Annotated in this window: 13 protein-coding genes; 4 read left to right on the plus strand and 9 right to left on the minus strand. The window is 41.0% G+C overall.

Annotated elements, in window-relative coordinates; all coding sequences use genetic code 11:
• Window positions 1-38: 38 nt before the first annotated feature.
• Window positions 39-5,408, minus strand: a complete 5,370-nt coding sequence (locus tag ABJD64_RS23075; protein WP_348181219.1) for an MG2 domain-containing protein — start codon at window positions 5,406-5,408, stop codon at window positions 39-41.
• A 74-nt stretch (window positions 5,409-5,482) separates the two neighbouring features.
• Between ABJD64_RS23075 and pbpC the strand changes: the two genes are divergently transcribed.
• From pbpC to ABJD64_RS23090, 3 genes are all read left to right on the plus strand, one after another.
• Window positions 5,483-7,780 (plus strand): penicillin-binding protein 1C, encoded by a 2,298-nt coding sequence (gene pbpC, locus ABJD64_RS23080; RefSeq protein ID WP_348181220.1) that lies wholly within the window; start codon window positions 5,483-5,485, stop codon window positions 7,778-7,780.
• A 255-nt stretch (window positions 7,781-8,035) separates the two neighbouring features.
• Window positions 8,036-9,073: a hypothetical protein gene (locus tag ABJD64_RS23085; RefSeq protein WP_348181221.1), complete on the plus strand. Its 1,038-nt coding sequence runs from the start codon at window positions 8,036-8,038 to the stop codon at window positions 9,071-9,073.
• 103 nt (window positions 9,074-9,176) lie between these two features.
• The gene (locus ABJD64_RS23090) at window positions 9,177-9,980 is read left to right on the plus strand and encodes a methyltransferase (protein WP_348181222.1); all 804 of its coding nucleotides are present in this window, start codon (window positions 9,177-9,179) and stop codon (window positions 9,978-9,980) included.
• On the opposite strand, the gene ABJD64_RS23095 is transcribed toward ABJD64_RS23090, so the two are convergent.
• From ABJD64_RS23095 to ABJD64_RS23125, 7 genes are all read right to left on the minus strand, one after another.
• The gene (locus tag ABJD64_RS23095) at window positions 9,956-11,062 is read right to left on the minus strand and encodes a glycosyltransferase family 4 protein (RefSeq protein ID WP_348181223.1); all 1,107 of its coding nucleotides are present in this window, start codon (window positions 11,060-11,062) and stop codon (window positions 9,956-9,958) included. The two genes, ABJD64_RS23090 and ABJD64_RS23095, sit on opposite strands and share 25 nt — an antisense overlap.
• A gap of 44 nt (window positions 11,063-11,106) precedes the next feature.
• Window positions 11,107-12,048, minus strand: a complete 942-nt coding sequence (locus tag ABJD64_RS23100; protein WP_348181224.1) for an NAD(P)-dependent oxidoreductase — start codon at window positions 12,046-12,048, stop codon at window positions 11,107-11,109.
• 3 nt (window positions 12,049-12,051) lie between these two features.
• Window positions 12,052-12,912: an FkbM family methyltransferase gene (locus tag ABJD64_RS23105; protein ID WP_348181225.1), complete on the minus strand. Its 861-nt coding sequence runs from the start codon at window positions 12,910-12,912 to the stop codon at window positions 12,052-12,054.
• A gap of 269 nt (window positions 12,913-13,181) precedes the next feature.
• Window positions 13,182-13,655 carry a YHS domain-containing (seleno)protein gene (locus ABJD64_RS23110; protein ID WP_348181226.1) on the minus strand — a complete coding sequence of 158 codons (474 nt, stop codon included), beginning with the start codon at window positions 13,653-13,655 and terminating at the stop codon, window positions 13,182-13,184.
• Window positions 13,656-13,659: 4 nt separating this feature from the next.
• On the minus strand, window positions 13,660-13,857 hold the full coding sequence (locus tag ABJD64_RS23115; protein ID WP_348181227.1) for a hypothetical protein: 198 nt from the start codon (window positions 13,855-13,857) through the stop codon (window positions 13,660-13,662).
• A gap of 6 nt (window positions 13,858-13,863) precedes the next feature.
• Entirely contained in the window at window positions 13,864-14,220 is a 357-nt protein-coding gene (locus ABJD64_RS23120; RefSeq protein WP_348181228.1) for a YciI family protein, read from the minus strand.
• 88 nt (window positions 14,221-14,308) lie between these two features.
• Window positions 14,309-15,589: a sigma-70 family RNA polymerase sigma factor gene (locus tag ABJD64_RS23125; protein WP_348181229.1), complete on the minus strand. Its 1,281-nt coding sequence runs from the start codon at window positions 15,587-15,589 to the stop codon at window positions 14,309-14,311.
• Between the two features lie 536 nt (window positions 15,590-16,125).
• Here ABJD64_RS23125 and ABJD64_RS23130 point away from each other — a divergent pair.
• Complete coding sequence (locus tag ABJD64_RS23130) at window positions 16,126-17,109, plus strand: transporter (RefSeq protein ID WP_348181230.1); 984 nt, start codon at window positions 16,126-16,128, stop codon at window positions 17,107-17,109.
• Between the two features lie 134 nt (window positions 17,110-17,243).
• On the opposite strand, the gene ABJD64_RS23135 is transcribed toward ABJD64_RS23130, so the two are convergent.
• Entirely contained in the window at window positions 17,244-20,237 is a 2,994-nt protein-coding gene (locus ABJD64_RS23135) for a two-component regulator propeller domain-containing protein (protein ID WP_348181231.1), read from the minus strand.
• Between the last annotated feature and the right edge of the window lie 140 nt (window positions 20,238-20,377).

The following is a 20,377-nucleotide window of genomic DNA, read 5'->3' on the forward strand; positions in this document are numbered from 1 at the left end:
TCATTGAAAACCATTCTCCGCTAGTACGGAGGATGTCCCTACTCCACCAAGATCACTCCACCTCCACTATAAGAATGATACTCGCCATCGTACATCGCATCAGCGCCGACCGGGCCCATCTGGAAGGTGCCTTTGGACACGGCACGAACCATATAGTAATAGTCATCGTCAGTTGATCCTCTAAGGTTGATGAAGAAAGAAATGCGGTCGTCTCGTACATCTAGATAGTCCGGGTACATCGCGTCGTTCGTCCAGGTAATGGTTGGCACGTCGGAAATGCGAGAGTTTTCAATTTCAAACCCTGCCGGTAGCATGTCCGTCATGGCGACATTCTCTACGCGCTCTCCGTTTTTGGAGCGGATGTTGAGTTTCACCACGATGAGATCGTTTTGCGAGAACTTACCGGAAGTGATCAAATTACCTCTTCGATCATAGAATGACTTTCTCACTTTGATAAAGGAATCTTCCTCCTTGTAGCTGCCATCAGACGAAATACCTTCCGTCTCCCAGAAGTAGTACAGATCACCCTGGCCTGCGGTAGTGATAGTGACCGCGCCTCCTTTGAGCTGTTCGCTGGTCAGTTTCAAGGTTTTTTTGCTGAAGTCAGCCACTTTGCTACCACCTACTTTTATTTCAGCCGTTACGTTAGAGTTTGCATTGTTTCTGGCTACTTTTCCTAAGGCAAGAAATCCAAACACACGCTCCTGTGTACTCAGGTATCTGCGTTTTTTCATTTGATCAGCCAGGTGCTTGATCATCGTAGCTACCTGCGGATTGTCAGCATCCACATCGAGCAAGACATTGAGCGCAATGGCCTGATCCCGGATGTAAGAATAGAAACTACCGCCATGCATGGTTTTAGACCTTTCTCCGGCAAACTCGGGAGGCAAGAGTTTTCTGAAGCTGTTGTCGTCTCCAATCAGTGCATACGAAGCTGCCAACAGATATCTACTATCCAACGCCAGGTCTCTTTGGCTGTTTTTGTAGTAGTTCATCGTGGCGCGCTGCGGCTTCCCTGCCATAGCCAACACATACAGCGAGTAGGCTATTTCTTTGTTGGCAATGGTACGCCGGGTATCGTTGTAGTAATAATAGGTCGTCTCACGTTTCTTCAGTCTGGTCACCAGGTAGTCCAGCAGTTTGTCCAGCATCTTTTTATCTACTTCAAATCCGGCCTTTTGCGCCTCGTATAAGAAATGTGCTGCATAGACCGATCCCCACCAGCTTTCGTAGCCACCACCCGGCCAGTAGGTCAATCCGCCATGATACAATTGCATGCCCTGCAATTTTTGAATGGCGGCCATCACGTTTCGCTGTGGGTTTTTGAGTTGGTCTTCCGAGCCAAAGAGTTCTTTGATCAAATCCTGATAATACAACTGCGGAAAGGCCGCGGAAACGGTCTGCTCTACGCATCCATAAGGGTACCTCACCAAATAATCTAAATCCTTGCTCATCGTGATAAGGGGAGAACTGCTGACTACTAATTTTCTATTGACACTGGATTCTATAAAGGTGCCTGCGCCCAAGGTGATGTTTTCTGTATTACCCCCTTTGATCATGGCGGAGCCGGATACTTTTTGAAGCGGAGCCGATGGCCTGACGCTCAGATCTGTGCGGTTGTTGAAATCTTCACCCAAAGCCTTTACATCTACTGTAACATTGGCTTGCCCGATCGCTTTCTTAGCCACAATCTTATAGGTCACTACATTTTCAGCGTTGGGTTGCACGTCAGCGCTCTGCGAGGAAGAACCCACGATTTCTACTTCACCCGAGACGGCTATCGAAGTTTGTGCTGTTGTTTTTTTGTCTGTGGTATTAGAGATATTCACCGGTACGAGTGCGGTATCTCCAGGGCTAAGGAATCTTGGTAAGGCCGTGCTGATTACTATCGGATCGGCCACTTGCATGCCCTGCGCGGCTGAGGCAAACGTATGGTCCTTGTGCGCCAAGGCCATCACGCGAAGACTACCTGAGAACTGCGGAATATCAATTTCATAAGTAACCTCGCCATCGCTGTCCGTTTCCAACAGACCGCTCCAAAACGACACCAGTTTTACCCGATTGTTGTTCATCGGATTGACCCGTTTGTCCATTTCACTGGCCAGGGACCCATCACCACCTATTCTACCATTCACAATTTCAATCTCTGGAAATAGCAAAGGATAGATGTCATAAGAGTTCACTCCCAAGGCACGCCTGCGATAGAAGTAGGCATACGGATCTGGTGTTTTATAGCCGGTCAAAGCCAATATCCCTTCGTCTACCACGGCCACAGAGACCGCACTGTTTGGCGTAGACTTTATAGTAATGGTCTGACTGGTATTCGATCTTGATTTTTCCGCTGCTGAAATTTCCAGCGGAAGTTTGTTATTCGGGTTGTCTACCATCACAGGTGCTACCCCATGAGCGATGGTCAGCGGTAGATCTGACTGTGCATGAGGTTTGAATAGCGTAGCAGTGATGTAGACATTAGGCACAAAGCTCTCATCGATATCCAGGGTGAAGGAACTTGCCCGCTTGTCTGTCTCCACATAGAAATGCTTTAGGATTTTATCTGTTTCGACTGTTACCAGTATTTTTCCTGAGAAAGGAGATTTCAAAATGACATTGGCCTGATCGCCGGGTTGGTATTGATCCTTGTCGAGCTGAATATCGATCTGTCCCTCGCTGTTCACTTCAAAGGAACTGTTTGAAGTGCCTCCCCATCCATAGGCATAAAAATCGGTGCTCACGTAGTTACGGACACCCGGTTTGGAGAGCCTGACTTCATATCTGCCAGAGACTTCAGGGATATAGCTATAAAACTGATCCTTGCCGGTAATGGTGATTTCCTTGTCTTCTATCACTTTTTCCACTCTTTCAGAATTGTACCTGAAATAGCCACCGGAGCGTGATAGTACGGTGCGATATTCGTGCTTGATCAATCTCAACCTGGTTTTGACATTGGAAAGCACCTTTTTTCCTTTATTAAGGGCTACCAGGGCAAACTTCATTTCGCTGTTCGTAGCGGCGTAGTATCGGTCCTTGGCAATTCCATAATAAACATTCTGCGTGGATACATTGATGGTTCGTTTGCTATTGACTGGTCTGCCTGTTTCATCAAATACGGTTACAAATACATCCGCATTCACCATACCCATGTTGGCATATTCTGAAGCCAACTGGTATTGATAGCTCGCCTTTCCATTGTCATCGGTTTTACCTGAGGTGTCCACCGTACGGAAGTATTCGTTGCTTCCTTCTACCGCAAAATTATAGTCACTAAAATCCCTGGCATAGAAGTATTTCTTTCTGGCCGAAATGCTTACCTCATAGTTTCTGTTAGCGGCTGGTGGGCCAAAATAATTGGTAGCTGTGATGTCAATTTGGGCGGTTTCATCAATATCGATATCAGTGTTGTCGATGGCTACATCCACCTTGATTCGATCAGGCATAAACTCTTCTACCCGTATGTTTCTGGAACTCAGATAGACATCGTTGGCGGTGTATACTCGAACGGTATGCGAACCGGTCTGAGCAGAAGGCGATAAGGCATGAGAGACTTCAAAAGCCCCGTGCTCATTAAGTGTTTTGCGTGCTGTTTTGTAATCTCGACCATCAGGTGTCTGAAAGACGATTTTCACTGGAATTTGCTCAGGTTTACGCCAGCTGTCATCACGAATTACGCCTGAAACATTGATGGTTTCACCCGGACGATAGATATCACGATCACCGTACAAGAACACATCGTATCCTGAACTATTTGGATATTTACCTCCCACTTCGAACTTTGAGGTGTTCACTCCGGAATTGTCGTAAGCCAGCAGGTTGTAGTCGTCTCCCAGCTGAGCGGTAATCAACTGGATATTGAAGTTGCCGGGAAGATCTTCCTTTTTAGAGAATATGGCCAAGCCGTTGGTATCTGTGGTAGCCTCGCCCAATACTTGGTTGTTGTAGCCAATAAATTTTAGTGTCACGCCATTTTGAGGCTGAGCGGTCTTCAGCGAGTTGACGAAAACAGAGACGTCGTTTTTACCTTCCTTAGCCACGAGTCCAAGATCTGAGATGGTCAGTAATTTTTGATCACGCAACCAATACTCTTCATCTGAAGTGACCTTGATCGCATACATGCCATTGTAATTTTTGATTTTATCCTCGATGTCCAGATTGAGCACCCGATAGCCCTTATTTTTAGGAAGCGTTTTGGTGAGCACTTCTTGCTCATAGATCACATCTCCCATCATATTTAGGTTGTAGAAATTGTAACCATACTCATCGGTTTCGTAGTCGTATTGCTGGTCTCGCATAAAGGCCAGCACATTGTTCTCGTAGAGCTTTGTGATACTAATTCTCACTTTCTCCACGCTGATGATCTTCACCGCAAGGTTTTGAGCGCCTTTCTTGCTCAGGTACATGGCACTGCTTACAAAACTGATCTCAGGTCGGAGTTTTCCGAAAGAGATGTCTTTTTGGTAGGAAGTTTTTAGTGCTCCTCCAAACTTGCCTTTCAGTCCTTCCTTGAGCGTCAGACTATATTTTTTGCTCAGATCAAAATCCTGACTTTTGATTTTCAGACCTGATTCGGTAAACTCTAAATCGTAATCTACCTTGGGGCTGATTGAAACGAACTTCTTGGCATCGTTGGCGGCTTCCTGTGAAATCTCCACAGAGATTGTGCCTTCCACTCCGTTGTGCTCAGAGACCACATCCTCGATATTGACAGAAAAAGGTGATTTGAGGGTAATACTTCTATCATAAGCTTCCTTACTTCCCAAATTTCCACCTTTGGCCACAAGTCCTTTTTCAAGTTGAACCTGAATATCGAAATCATTGTCCTCCAAGGTGATTTGCGACAAGAAAACACTTAGTACTTTTTCATTTGAGGTTTCTATGTATTCATACTTCGTTTCTTTGTCATCTATCAGGACTTTCAGCTGCTTGACGATGTCTCTGCCATCCATTGGCACATTGAAACTAAAGTCCAGGTGCGCGTTTGTAGCTCCATTTTGTGTCTCCTTCCAATAAGGGTTCACCAATTCCAATTCAAGGGTAGGAGTAGAAAAAGTAACAGACTTGTCCCCGGAAAGTTTCAACCCACTTGGACCTGTTAGCTTATTGGCAAATGTGGCTAAATACTTTGTAGCCGGATTGAAGGCCTTGCTCGGAGAGAAGATCAGCACACTTTCTGAAGACCATTTGAATCGGCCAGAGATTTCCGGCTCAAAAGTGATGTATCTGGTAGTGTCCCAAAAATTAAGAATGGTATCGCCTACCAGTGGTTTATTGAATACAAAATTCAGGTTTTGTTCGAGACTCACCTCTTCTTTAAAATTGGTATCGATCAATTGAACCTTTCCATCGGACCCACATCCAAATAGACCAAAAAAGAGAAAGGCACAAGCCAAATATTGCGTAGGTTTGAAGTTCATGTAGTTGGGAATTAGTTAATAGAAGTCGCTAGAGATAAACATTGGAACTGATAAAGGTAATATTAAATCATTTATTGAGAAACCGCTACAAACTCATTACACTAATCAGTCTGCCGTTCGTTGCATTTTTTGTCCTGAACACTTTATTTCCACTAAGAATAGATAAAGAATATTCGCCAATCATTCTTTCGCAGAAAGATGAATTTATGCATTCCTATCTGACTGCTGACGACAAGTGGCGAATGTATACTACTCTGGAAGAAATCACGCCTACGCTCAAACAGGCTATCCTTTTCAAAGAAGACCGGTTTTTTTATTACCACCCGGGTATCAATCCTATTTCTATTTTCAGAGCACTGATTTACAATGTGTTTACCGGTCGAAGAACGTCCGGCGCCTCTACCATTACCATGCAGGTCGCCCGAATGCTGGCACCTAAAGAGAGAACCTATGGCAACAAGGTGGTAGAGATGTTTCGGGCCTTGCAGCTGGAGTGGCAATTTTCAAAAGATGAGATTTTTCAGCTGTATCTGAATCTGGTGCCATACGGAGGTAATATAGAAGGGGTAAAGTCAGCTGCAGTCCTTTACTTCAATAAAATGCCCGATCATTTGAGCTTAGCCGAAACAACCACGTTGGCTATCATACCGAACCGACCAAATTCACTGCGCTTAGGTAGGTACAACGGCTTTGTTCAGCAAGAGCGCAACAAGTGGCTGGAGCGGTTTAGAGTTGCTGGTTTGTTTAATGAAGAGGCCATAAATGACGCCATCAACGAGCCACTTAGTGCCATGCGAACCGGTTCTCCTCAAAAAGCGCCTCATCTTTCTTTGCGGCTAAAGAATCAGTTTCCCTCTCAGAAATTGATCCGATCGTCGGTGGATATGAATATCCAGACTAAAACTCAGGCTGTACTTCAGCAATACATTCGGCAGATCTACCACCGGCAGATCAAAAATGCGGTAGCGCTTGTCGTTGATAATGCCACGCTCCAGGTCAAAGCCTATGTGGGATCGGCAGATTACCACAACCCGGAAGATGCCGGCCAGGTAGATGGTATTCGAGCCATTCGCTCACCAGGTAGTACTTTGAAGCCCTTTTTGTACGGTCTGGCCATTGATCAGGGACTCATTACACCGAAGACTAAAATCGCAGACGTTCCGGTCAATTTCCGTGGTTATCAGCCGCAGAACTATGAAGAAAAATTTAATGGACAAGTGACCATCGAATATGCACTGGCGCATTCTCTCAACATTCCTGCGGTTAAGGTTTTAGATCAAATTCAACCCTATGTATTCATTCAGGAGCTATCAAAGGCCGGATTTGCTCAAATCGAAAAAGACAAGGGTCACCTGGGGTTGTCAACAGTCTTGGGCGGTTGCGGAGTTTCATTGGAAGAACTGACTGTACTCTATTCGGCTTTCGCCAATGGTGGAAAAAAAGGTAAACTAAATTTTCTAAAGACTGACACGGCCAGTTTCACACAAAATATTCTGACCAAAGAGGCAAACTATATGATTGCCGAAGTACTGACCAGTGTGGTACGGCCTGACCTTCCAGCCCATTGGCAAGAAGCTCAGAATTTACCCAAAGTTGCATGGAAAACCGGCACTTCGTACGGAAGAAGGGACGCGTGGAGTATCGGCTTCAACAAAAAATATACTGTCGGCGTTTGGGTGGGCAATTTTTCAGGTCACGGTGTGCAAGAGTTGACTGGAGCTGGCGTGGCAGCACCCTTGTTATTTAAAATTTTTAATGCGGTCGACCAGGAGTCTTCAAAGGATTGGTTTGCCATGCCAAAGGGAGTCAATTTCAGGTATGTTTGCAGCGAATCGGGCCTGACTCAATCAGACTTTTGTAATCAAGAGATCATTGACTATTATATCCCTGGTGTGTCAGATTATCGAAATTGTCTGCATTCGAAATTCATTTACGTATCTGCTGATTCTTCGAAATCATACTGTCAGACCTGTCTTCCCGAGAACGGATATGTGAAAGCACTTTATCCAAATTATGCGGCTGATTTGCTGGACTACTTTGAGACCGAAAAGATCAACTATGTGAAAATCCCGTCACACGATGAGACCTGCGAGCGAGTGTTTGTGGAAGGAGCCCCAAAGATTACTTCACCAGTGAACAGATTGGAATATCTGGTAGACAAAACCGACTCCCTCCAAATCATGCTTAGCTGCCAGGCCGCCAATAATGTAGATCGCGTTTTCTGGTATATCAATGATCGATTTCATGAATCGGCCTCAGCCAACGAAAACATCTACTTCACACCAAAAGAGGGAGAAATCAAAATCTCCTGTGCTGATGACAAAGGGCGACATTCAGATATCAAAATAGATGTGAAGAGGATCAGTTTTTAAGCTTATCAGATGCTATTTTTTCTTCTTCCGGACTATCTTACCTCTTCTTCGTTATTGTCATTCATCTAAAAACTTCTTACCCAGTTCGAACAAAGTTCTATTCACTACTTCTAATTTGACTCTTTTGGATTCAGGATTTGCTTACACTATTTATTTGCTAAAAAAGTCCGGTAATAGCCAAAATTGTGCAATAAATTTTAGAACCATTTCGACCCTAGCAAGGTTATTTAACTAGTCTACTCTATATCAATGAAGATGTCTATTAAAGAATTGATCGTTGTTCATGTATGCTACAGAGATGTTTTTAATGCTCCTGTATCAATAGAGGCATTAAAAACATGGCTGGGTGTTGGGCGAGAGAACCATCAGATGTTTGACACTGCCCTTGCTGAACTCAAAAATGAAGGGCTAATGATTGAGGCAAAAGGCTTTCTGGCCCGCAAAGGAAATGAAGAAGTTATTCTAAATCAAAAAAGAAAATCTGAACTAGCTGAAAAAATTACCGCAAAAGGCCAAAAAGGCTTGACGCTACTCTCAAAGATGCCATTCATCAAATTTGTCGGAATATCAGGTTCAATAGCCGCCGAAAATCCTACATATGATTTCGATGAGAAGCATGTTGATTTAGATCTTTTTGTAGTGACTTCTAAAAACACTTTATGGTGCTTTATATTGGTAGAAAGGATTTTCACGAATATCGTTAGACTTTTTCAAGGCAATCATTTTTACTGTTTGAATTATGTCACGGAGGATTCCTTTTTGGAGATATATAACAAGAATTTTTATACAGCCACAGAGCTTATTAATTTAAGACCAATAATTGACAAAGGGGTCTTTAGTAAACTAATCTGTTGTAATCAGTGGGTTGATAAATACTATAATAAAGAGAGCAAAGAAAGCATCAGCGCATCTGTCTTTAATAAATCTTTCTCTTCCTCGATTTTATTCTCTGTCAACTACCTGTTTTTTATCTTATTTGGTCTTATGAGAAGCTTAAAGAGATTTGATCTGATCGGAATAGGAGATTTGAAAACAACTTTCGATCCGAATCAACGATTTAATTTTCTGCGAATTTCAAATGAGCGCGGTGGATATCAGGAGGCTATCAAAAAAAAATTTGGAGAATTGTTTAAAGACAATTTTAAGGATTACTATTCGGAAGCATTAATGGAAGAGCTTTTTCCTGCTGAACATTCCTTTGTCTTTTCGCCAGATTCCCAAATAGAGGACTTTAAGATGAAGCAACTTTTTAGAAAATATACTTTGCTCACAGATGAAAAGGGCTCTGGTTAGTGGCGCTTATCAACATGATCTTTTTTTTGATTGTAAACGATAGGCCTATGTACTGATTTATATTTTAGATGTATTTTGGGAATTGTATTATGATAAGAATTACATGAGAGCCTATTATGAGAGCGTCAATGCGTACTACAACGAAGATTCTGCTTCTTTTGATAAACGCTATTGGGAAAATCCGATACTACAAAAAATAAGACAGCAATTCAGGGAAGAAGTCTATCGCTTGCCATTCAAGAATATTCTTGAAGTAGGGTGTGGTACGGGACTAGACCTTGTTCATTTTGCGACCAACTATCCCGAATGCAGTATTACCGGAATTGATGTATCTAGCGAAATGGTGAGGCTTACCCAAGCAAAATTAACTACCGGAAAAGCACAAAACGCTGTTGTTAAAACTGGAGTGATCGAAGATCTTGATGTTTTGTTTCCAGAACAAAAATACGACTTGATATATGTTTTTTTTGGTGCGCTGAATACTGTAGATAACCTCAACGCTGTAGCCAAAGCGTTACATTTTCACCTAAATGAAAATGGCCGTTTGGTTCTGACTTTCGTCAATAAATGGTACGCCTTAGAAGTAATGGTGGGCCTGCTCAAGTTAAGTCCGAGCAAAGCATTTCGCAGGTTTAAGAAAATTTGGGGAGGTTACTCTGACACCAAACAACTTGACAGTAAATGTCTAAGCCCAGGAGAAGTAAAGAAAATTTTTTCTCAGGGATTTGATATCGAAAGAAGCAAGGGATTTTCAATTCTATATCCGGCTTGGTATCGAACTAGTTGGTTGACAAGATTTGGTAGTCGTTTATCAGAACTGCTTTGGAAAACCGACCAATGGATTAATAGAACATTTTTATGGCAATTTGGAGAGTATTTTCTCTATACTTTCAAGAGACGTCCATAGATTTCAAGATGCTTTTTGACATTCTTTGACCACTCCACATTTGATTCTTCAAATACCTGAAAGCCTTTTTCACCCACTCCTTTGAGATTTTTGGGGCTTTCTCTAAGAGTTTCTATTACAGTTACCAATGCATCCATGTCTTGAGGAGGTATCAAGTAGCCATCTTTGCCATGATCAACGTAGTCTGCAATACCTTGACCCATTATACCAACTATTGGCGTCCTCACCGACATGGCTTCAAAATAAACAAGACCTAAAGCTTCTTCAAAGCTGGGCAGCACAAAGAGATGCGTATTAGCTATGATGCCAGGAATCTCTTCATTCGACCGTTGCCCATAAAAAACTATGTTGGAATTCTGGTCTAGTTCAGTGACTAACTTTTGTAGATTCATTTCATAATTTCCTGCACCCACTATGATCAATTTGATTTGCTCTATTTGTCGATTGTTTATAATAGTAACTGCTCTTATCAATAAATCTACTCCTTTGTTTTTCACCAATCTACATACGGTACAAATAGTAAATTGAGCCGGTAGTTTTTTGGCCACTTCTTGTTTCTTGATTCCATAAGGAACAACCTCGTTTGCTACATTTATATTCATGCACGCCTTGATATTGGCCAGTTGATTCAGAGACACGCATATCAATTGATCTGATCTGTTGATTTGCTTTTCGAGAAATTTCAGATAACTCTTTGGGCGGTATTTGATGTCGTGTATTTCATGATCATGAAGTGTAACTACTGATATGAAACCTAACTTTTTGAAATAATTTGCCGCTGCACCAGCCAAAGAAATGGAGTGTGAATGAATCAATCGCCCTCCCGAACTCTTATAATTTAACAGATGTTTTTTGATGGATACTCTAAACAAAAATCGCTGGAATCCAGACAAATAACTGGAACCAAAAGGGACTTTTAAGAACCAGGGATGAAAGGTAGTAATACCATCATACCTTTCATCTCGGCCCATTTTAAAACCACTGATTAGCACTTCCCAAATCGACAGAGGTACCAGTATTTCTAAATCAATTCCATTTTTCTTAAGTTCCAACCCAAATTCACTTTTAAAGTTTCCATTCATAGGATGCTTTGGACTTGGATATCTAGTTGAAAGAATCAGAAGTTTCACAATGATGAGAAGCTAAGATTATTTTCTATAATATTTTTTGGGTTGAGATGCTTATAAGTGTAGGTAGTGATGAGCTCGTCATGTAAAGAGGTAGATTTTAGCGAAAAGGTAAATGCCTCCGCAGTTGCTCTATCAAATGTTGAGGTGATCATTTCCACTGGAACCTTCTTAATTTCTAATCCGGTTTCTTCTTGAATAAGTTTGACAAAATCTCTCATCTTGATCAGCCCATTTGGATTGAATACATTGAATATATCATTGGTCTTTTCAGATTCTATGTAACGTAAAATGAGGCCTGCGCAATCAGCAAGGTCTATGATACTCATCCAATTGTTCCCATTTCCAAACAACGGAATTTGATTGTGCCTTTTCATAAATTTTATAAAGAACTCACCAAACCAAGATTGTAGCCCTAATATCCATGGTGGGTGCATCATAGACACCTTCATTTCCCCCGCATCCAAAGCTTCCATCCAAGGTGTTTCTGCATGAATATACTCCCGAGCGTAAGAAATTGGATTCAATGCGCATTCCTCGTCCACAGTCTTTTCTCCATGATCCCCATATACCAATGTACCGCTTACATATATCACATGAACTTCCGGACAAGACAACTTGATACGGTCAATCAACCTAAGGTTCGCTTTTCTCCCTCTGCGAGCAGCCCTACGCCTACCCCTGGTCCCGCTTCCGTTTATCCTGGCCATATGCAGAATCAGATCTGGTTGAATAATATCTAACCAACTGAGATCAAGGCTTTCCAGAGAACCCCGGATAACCTTTACCGATTCTAACGCTTGTACGTTATAGCTCCTGTGGACCAACACCCAGACGTCATATTTATTCGAATGAGAAATCAATAAATTGACTATTGCTGAGCCAATAAAACCGCTGCCACCAAGAACCAGCACTTTTTTCCTATTGATTTTTTGCTCCATGTTCTAATCTAATTCTTTATTGGCATTTTTATTAACCCATTTTTTGTTAGACAACACCAAATTTATTTGACTCTTTACCATTATACTGGGACTCAAGTTTGCCGACTTAATTTCCTCCCCGGATTCTGTATATAAGTATTTGTACTTTTCTGAAAAACTAATAGCACTTTTTATCATTGCAGCTATTTTTGTTTTGAAAAGGCTATAATTCAAAATTTTCTCTGCTTTCATTAGTAAGCGCGAAAGGAATCTTAAACGAATTTTCTTCTTGTAAAGAAATTCATTCAAATATGAATAGTGAAAGGATACAAAAACGGTTGGCATACCCAGTTTTTCTAGCATAGGTGCGATAGCAGGTAGTACTTCGAATTCTCCTCCTTCGATGTCCATTTTGATGAAATCAACTTGCGTCAGTTTAGACATCTTCAAAAAATGGCTAAAACTCACTCCTTTCACATAAATGTGATCGTTGGTGTCTTCAATCCTATTCAATATGCTCGATGAAGAATCGCCATGAGATTTTCTTGCATATAGCTTTATTTCTTTGTCTTCTGGTGCTATGGCAAAGTTGAATGATTGTATCCGCTGATCTAGTGCAGGATTTAATTTTAGGTTTGATATTAACTCCTGATAGGCAACAGGATCTGGCTCAACTGAATAGACCTGAGCCCCCTTTCCAGCCATAAATAAACTTATTGGACCAATCCAACTACCAATGTCAATTACACTGCTGTTTTCAGAAACAAAATTATCAATAATTTCGAACGTATGCGGTTCCCATTTCCCGGAAGATACGTAGTTCCAAAAAAGTTGATTGAACTTTTCGTTTACAAGGAATTCAATATTCTTTACCTTAATCTTCAAAACATAAGAGCTAATCCGGCATCAGAAATGTCATAAGGATCGTGGATTGCCTCTCCATTGCCTTGCATGTACAACACCTTTTTCAAATTTAACTAATGTCATGCAAACTCGAAATTGCTTGCAAACTTACGTATTCATGAAGCCTGGTACATGTCTTGGTGACATTGCATCAATCCGGTGATTGGCTGCTGTCCTCACTGATGACAATGGGAGACATTAGCATATCAAAATAGACGTGAAGAAGATTAGTTTTTAGATTGAATCAAAAATCACTTCCAGTTCTCTTCTGACAGTCTTCTGCTCTCCTCTCCTCCAGCTATCCATTCGTCAAGAAACTTTTGCTCTGCACACAAATAAAGCTTCCCATCCACTACCTTGAAAGTGGTGGGATCCGTATTTGCGGTAAATCCTTTGCTGGCCGCAAAAGCACAGTAGCCACCAAACTGAGGCGCATATTTTTCGGGATTAGCTTTGAATAGATCCAAGTTTGTTTGTGAAGAAAAATACCATGTGGCGTCTTTCCACAAAAAAGTAAAATTCGCTTCACCTTTTTCCGCACTACCTTCCGTAAAGTACGCCACCGGATCATAGCCGTTAATAGCCTCGTCGGAGAACATCGGCGTATTGACAGCCTCGTGTCCCCAAGCCAGCGGGTTTACTCTTTTAATTTTAGCACCAACAAATACAATGATCAAAATAGCTGAGAGCACAATCGCTATTATTTTAACTCCTTTATTCTTCATTTTATCAATTGTTTTTAGCCCAAACCTTATCTGCCTTTTTAATGCGATTGGGTAGTATTTTGAATAAGATTTTAGCGACAGGATTTGAAAACGAATAGGTTTTTCCATCGATGGTAGCAAAATGACTTGTTCCCTTTACATCCGTTTTTCCTGTGCTCACTGCGAAGGCACATTGTCCGTTATATTCTACGTTGTTATCCATTTCCTATCAGTTTATTCCTTCCATGACTTTAATTGGACGTACCTCCACACTGGCTTTCGCAGCTTCAAAGAGTGGGTTTGCTTTGGCAATATCAATGGCTTCGTCAAGATCATTGGCCAGTATATGAAAGTAGCCTACTATCACTTCTTTGCTTTCGCTGTAAGGTCCATCCTTGAAGACTCCCTTATCACCATAAATCATTTTGCCAGCCATGTCAAGCGGTTGGGCGCCTTTCAACTTCCCATCCTGCATGAGCTTACCTATGTAGTTACCAATTTGGGTTACATGGTCTTGTTGTTCCTTGGGTGACATATCAGCCAAGTGGTCGTCCTCTGTACGAACCAATAACATAAATTCTTGCATAGTATTTAATTTTATTGTTTGTTATGCCCCTAAATCAATTTGGCATGGCATAAAGGGACATGAATTCAGAAATATTTTTTACTTAAGTTCAAATAACTGATTTACAGTATTTTATCTTATCATTTAAGTACCTGATCTCTTTTTGATTGCGGGAAATAGCAATCGATTTTTCGAAGAATTGAAGGGCTGCTTGATATTCCCCTAGCTCCATATTCAGCTCCGCAAGTGTCGTGTAGTAATACGGATACTTTTGGAGTAATGGGTTGTTTCCAAGTTTTTCAAGTTCAGTAATCGCTTTGGCTGAACCGTGTACTTTCGAAACTGCTACAGCCTTGTTGAGCAAAATGATCGGGGAATCGTCTATTTGCATCAAATTGTCATAAAGTGAAAGAATACTTTCCCAGTCCGTGTCTTCATAAGCAGCTGCTGTACAATGATGAGCCGAAATGGCAGCTAGTATTTGATATTTGGAGATTACGTTTGTTTCAATGGACTTATCAAGGCACTCAATTCCTTTTTGAATCATGCCTTTGTCCCAAAGCTTACGGTCCTGATTGGCCAATTCCACAATTTCATCATTTTCATTCCCCCTGGATTTAAACCGTGAGGTATTCAGAAGCATTAAAGATAATAATGCCCATACCTGGTTTTTTTGATCAATCTTGGGGTAATCAGCGATCAATTGCGTCAGTCGGATGGCTTCTTCACAAAGCTCCAGGCGGATTGCATCTTCTCCTTCGGAGGCATTGTACCCTTCATTGAATAGCAAAAAAATGGTTTCTAATACGCTATTGAGCCTGGATTCAAAATCAGTACCAAAAGGCAATTCAAAACTCAGCTTACTTTCACGAATATGCTGTCTGGCCCTCACCAATCGTTTATTGATGTTTTCTTCATTAGTGAGAAAGGCATTTGCAATTTCAGGAATACTGAAACCACAGAGAGTCTTAAGAGTCAGTGCTATTTGTGAATCTGTTGAGATTGATGAATGGCAGCAAGTAAACATCATTCGTAACTGATCGTCTGCAATTTCTTCTTCAGAAAAAAAGTGATCTGCTACAGGCTCCATGACCGACTCTGATCGAATAAAGTGGGCGAGCTCTGCCGAATGTTTTTGGCCTAACTTTTCTCTTTTGATAAAATTGAGTGCCTTGAACTTGGCTACATTGTAAATCCAGCCGGTCGGATTTTCCGGCACTCCTTTGTAAGTCCACTGGTTGATGGCCTCAACGATAGCATCCTGAACCACGTCCTCGGCCAAATCTATGTTGGCTGTACCCAATACTTTGGTAAGTACAGCTACCATCTTGCCAGATTCGTGCCTAAACAGCTGGTCAACGTGCCGGTTTACTTCAGTTTTAATTGTCAAATTTCATCTTTCTATTGAGGACAAATCAAATTACCTAAATGAGCGGCAATCCCAAAATTATAGAACTGATTAATTATTCCTCTCAACCTATCGATTGAAAGATAATTTCCGTGCTATGACCAAGGTAAGAAATTCTTATATCAGAAAGGTTCTCAGGAAGATCAGCTTTTAATCCGAAGCGTTCACCGGGATTAATAAAGCACCTCATTCCTCCTTATTATAAGAACTTTCTCTTATTTGGAACAATAATTATATAATTTATAAATAGAATATATAACACATCAGGAATTGCAAATTTTTTATCTGTTTTATAGGATATAAGAAATTTAATAACCTTTTTATTATTGAATAGCAGCAATCGCCACAGGCCATACTTGTATAAATAATAGCCTGATTGATTATTATAATGGCATTAATGCATTTCTTTCTAGATTCACTTATGTAGGTCAGTTCTTAGACAAATTATATTTGAATTATTATTATAATTTGATTAGCTTCTATTTTTTAAATTTTTTAATCTCTTAAACTTAGAATATATGACTTCAAAACCAATCTTAACCTTTTTAAGCCTATGTCTTGTGCTAGGCCTGCAGGCAAATGCCCAAAATTTAGCTCAACCTCCCGGGAATTTCGGATTGACAACAGTATTGGACGGCTCACCTCCAGGTCCGGGGATTTTCTTTATGGAATATCTCTCGCATTATTCAGGTTCATTGCGTGACCCTGATGGCAACGAGGTAAAGCCAAATACTACGGACGCCATTGACATATCCAGCACCTTATTATTAAATCAATTCGTGTGGATATCCAATAAGCAAATATTAGGAGGAAACTTCCTAGCGAATGTGGTTGTCCCAATTGTTATTATCGATTCCAAAAGCCCATATGATTTAGTCGGCAAAAATGGTTTGGGTGATATCACTATCGGTCCGGGTATTCAATGGTTCAATAAAAAATTGTTTGGCATACCTTATTTTCATCGTGTTGAATTGGATTTTATTATACCCATTGGGTCTCATGATTTTGGTGGAGGAGCCACACCGATCAATGCCGGTTCTAAATTTTTTACTTTCCAACCGTACTACTCTCAAACTTTAATGTTTAGTCCGGCGCTGTCAGTGTCTTTGAGACATCATTTGTCTTTCAATGGCAAGTATACCGAAGTGCCTAATTTGGACCTTAGGGTGGGAAATTTCTATCACCTGAATTACTCTGTTGATCATATCATTGGTAAGGGCAGATTCCAGCCAGGGACTTCCGGCGAAACAAGGCTAGGTGTACAAGGTTATTTTGGAACGCAATTAAATGACGACACGGCTAATGATGTTGATATTCCTGATTCTAAGGAATCAGTTTTTGCAATAGGACCACAGATTCATCACCTGACAAAAAAAGGATTGATGCTTGAGTTTAAGGTTGCTTTCGAAACTGTAGCTAAAAACAGGCCTAAGGGGATAAGATCCACCTTTAGGATTCTTAAATATCTACCATCGAAGCAGCAGCAACAAGCCGCACAATAATTTTTAGTGTTTAATAAATGAAGATCATAGGCTCACAAAGAGATCTCTTTTGTGGGCCTATTTTTTTTCGCTCATGGTTACTTCAGTATCCGAAAAGTAGCTGACAATGAAGCCATTACCATGCTCACAAGCAGTTAGAACCTAAGTATCATCTTGGTAAACGATTGACGCTCCTCCAAATCAATTTTCTTGCGAATACGATAGCGGGAGGTCTCAACGGTACGAACTGCCACATTCATAAGGGTAGAAATTTCGTGATTATCCAATCCCATTCTGAGGTAGGCGCAAATTCTAAGCTCTCGCTTACTTAGGTCAGGATATGTTTGTTTGAATCGATCCAGGAAGTTGTCATGCGATTTATTGAATTGGTGTTCAAATTTGTCCCAATATTCATGATCCTGAATTTCCTTATCAATCTCTTTTACTATTCGATTCATCTTGCCTTTCAGGGCCTGGTTTGCATCGGTGACAGAATCCTCAATTTTCTGACGAATCTGCTGCAATTTTTGATTTTTGTGCAGATAGTTCATTGTGATATTGGTGAGCTCACTCTTTGTAGCATTCAGTTGCTCTTTTAGATTGGCATTCTTAAGGCCGATCATTTCTCTCTCATTTTTAAGTGTCCTGTTTTCAAAGCGTCTTTTCACTTGTGTGATTCTCATTCTATAAACTGAATAAAGGCTCATAAGTATCAGCAAAGTTGACAGAAAACTAAACCAAGTGGTCTTCCAAAATGGAGGACGAACATTTAACTCTATCGACTTACCTTCTTCATTCCAGACTCCATGATTGTTAGAAGCTTTTACTTTGAAAGTGTAGGTACCGGGATTCAGATTGGTATATGTGGCTATACGTCTATTGCCTACATAGTTCCAGTCCTGGTCAAAGCCTTCAAGCTTATAAGCAAATTGATTGCGCTCTGGTTGGGTGTAATTAAGGGCTGTGTATTTAAAGTTGATTACAGATTGCTGAAAATCAATGTTTAGTTCTTTATCGAATGTAATGACCGTATCTAATGGGGAATTATTATGCAACGGCTTTTGCGACTCATTAAAGACATGGAATTCGGTCAAAAAAACACTCGGTTCAAAGTCGTTCTTTCTCAGATCCTTGGGATGAAAGGTAGTTAACCCGTTAAAACCTCCAAGAATAATTTCGCCAGAAGGTTTTTTAAGCAAAGCTCCAGTGGTGAAAGAGTTATCACTGATATAGTAATTAGTGGCTTTCTCTTTAAGCAAATCGAATTGCAGAATATTTGTTTTAGCTATGAGAATCAAATTACCATAATCATCCTCCGCCATGTCCAGCACTGGCAAATCCAGCTGATCCCTGAGCTGATCTATTAATTCGTAAGTTTCATTTTCTGGCATGTACTTGATCAAACCCGCGGAGGTAGCAAACCAGATATGATGGGATTTGTCTTCTATCACAGATTTTACATAATTCATTTCGTGATTGGAATTTTCAATTCGATCACTCAATAAAAAAGGCTCCCAACGCTCAGTCCGACGGTTGTAAAAGATAACCCCACTGTCTGTACTAAACCACAGGTTAGATTGTGAGTCTTCAAATATCTGAAAAACAAGAAGCTGTCCACCTTCTCTATATCCGACATCCGGCCTTGAAAAACTTTCCTTATCAGGATTGTAGGTAGCAATTCCAGCACCCAATGTCCCCAGCCATGTAATCCCTCTGCTATCCGTATACATCGACCAGATGTTATTATGACTAAGACTGTTTAACTCATTGCCACTACTGAAATGTTTGAATTGGCCCGTTTTGGTGTCATATGAACTGAGACCATGATTGTATGTGCCTATGAGCAAGTTGCCGTTTCGATCATAGCAAAGCGACTTCACTACGTTGGTACTTAGGCTGTTTTGATGCTGCTGCCATACAAATTGGTCAAAAGTACCGTCTGGCTTTATCAACTGAAGCCCACCCCAATCTGTACCAATCCATAGCCCACCTTCAGGCCGGGCACACAAACTTATGATCGGTTTTCCCGAAAGGCTATTGGGATTACTTGGTTCATTTTCCGTTAGGTGAAAAAAATTACTCAAAGCATCATATTTGCTGATTCCTCCCTGGTAAGTTCCTATCCAGATATTATCTTGTCGATCCCGGCACAGCGACCAAAGTACATTGCTCGTAAGGGACGACTGGTCATTTCTGGTATTCTTATAATTAGTAAAGATCTCTGTCTCCGGATCAAAAATATCCAGCCCTCCCCCGTCAGTGCCCAACCAGAGTTTGCCTTCAAAAGCCAGCATATCCATAATCTTCCACGCACTGGGCCCACGGTTAGAAAAATCAGGCAAATAACTCTTCTTGCTATTAGAAATGATGTTCAATTTTGATAGGCCTCCCTTATTGCTTGTGACCCATAATAAACTGTCTTGAAAGTAGATCTTCTTTTGGTAGTTGTCGGAGCCATTATTCAATGAAACATCGGTGTAGTCTACCTGTGTAAATTGGCCTGTTTGCTTATCATAATAGCAAAGATTGCTGTGACCTGTAGCAATCCAAATTCTTCCCATGGGCCCTTCAGCTATATCGTAGATGGTTTCGTCGTTTAATGTATTTTTTGAGGTATCTGATTCGTAAAACTTTTTGAACGACTTCCTGTCCGCACTAATCATAGACAGGCCATGCTCTGTTCCTACCCATAGATTGTTTTCAGAATCTTCAAACAAAGTATTGATGCTATTATTAGCTAACATCAGGCTATCTGCCCTTCCTCCCTGCACATGCGTGAAAGATTCCAAATGAGGGTCAAAAACTCCAATGCCAAATTTGTAACTTCCAATCCAGATCTTACCCGTATAATCCTCTAGCATGCATGAGATCACATTGTTGTGCAGAGCATTTGGTTCATTTTCATTAAAAAGAAACGAGGTAAACTCGTATCCATTGAACCTACTTACTCCGCGATAAGTACCAAACCACATAAAGCCGTTCTGATCCTGAAGCACGCAGGTGACTGTCGCATCGGAGAGGCCGTCTCGCACACCCAAATGGTCAAACTTTAATCTGTGAATCTGTGAATAAGATTGGTTTGAAAATATCAGTAGATACCCTGTAAGAATGAACATCAGTACTAACTGATAGTTTTGGTAAGTCTTCATGATCTCAATAGCTGTTGATTAATCTACAATGGTCAACCTCTGAAAGTATAGATTTTCAAAACCATACCCAAATGCAACCCCATTAGCTGGCTCTTCACGGCCAAAATCTAGCATTCGTCCAAGGTCATCCAAAAAGCCCT

This window comes from Reichenbachiella sp., from assembly GCF_039944555.1.
Taxonomy (GTDB): domain Bacteria; phylum Bacteroidota; class Bacteroidia; order Cytophagales; family Cyclobacteriaceae; genus Reichenbachiella.